Here is an 832-nt window from a genome sequence, read left to right on the forward strand (position 1 = left end):
CGCCCACATAGCTCATTGGGAAATCAGACCCCAGTGGAGTTTGCGACAAAATCATGCCCGGCGCGCCGGGCATGATTACCTTGGATCTCTAACATTCCAACTGGTACAAGGTTGGGGGCAAGGTCAACAATCGGACACTAAGCCATGTGACTGGTGTCATACTTGGGGGCACGTCAGTAATTTCATTCTCAAATCGCTATCGCAGCATGAAAAAGTCATTCCTTTCGGCAATGATCCCTGTGTTTCATTGCCGAAAGGAATGGGCTTTTCCCAAGTGCGAGAACTTGCGCAAAAGTGTCGGGAATGTCGTGACAAACAGCAGCGGTGTTTACACGCGCGTGGTGTTATTGTCGTGAGTGCCGGAATACACAACCTCATCGAGTGATTTTTTTACTCGATCAAATCAGTGTGTCTCAATAGAATGATATTTGTAGGTGAGAACTCACTAAGAAATACAGTCAAAGAATAACTGGTTGATGATCACAAAGAACGGAATCATCAGAGTAAATAATGGTTAAATAACCAAGAGATGAAGATGATCAATGTGATAATGAGATTGAGTGTTGCAAACGACTTGGTGGCTTACTGAACTATTGCTGTCACAATGCGGTTTAATACATCCGCCGTCGAAACATCCAAGTAGCCGTGCCAAGAGTCACGATCCCGATTACCGCCATTGGCCAGAATTGGTCGATGAGAAGTTCAAACGGAGTACCTTCTAGAAATACGGATCGTAGAATGATCATAAAGTATCGCATCGGATTTAAATAAGTAAGTTTCTGCACAATAGACGGCATGTTGGCTATAGGTGTGGCAAACCCGGAGAGAATAA

General features: G+C 44.5%; 2 protein-coding genes. One reads left to right on the forward strand and one right to left on the reverse strand.

Annotated features, from left to right (window positions below; translation table 11 throughout):
• Positions 1 to 385: hypothetical protein (locus Pan161_RS31140; protein ID WP_232103498.1), on the forward strand; the 385-nt coding region annotated here is incomplete at its 5' end.
• A 226-nt stretch (positions 386 to 611) separates the two neighbouring features.
• Here Pan161_RS31140 and Pan161_RS31145 read toward each other — a convergent pair.
• Positions 612 to 832: ABC transporter permease (locus Pan161_RS31145; protein ID WP_145232909.1), on the reverse strand; the 221-nt coding region annotated here is incomplete at its 5' end.

It is taken from the genome of Gimesia algae (assembly GCF_007746795.1).
Taxonomy (GTDB): Bacteria; Planctomycetota; Planctomycetia; order Planctomycetales; family Planctomycetaceae; genus Gimesia; species Gimesia algae.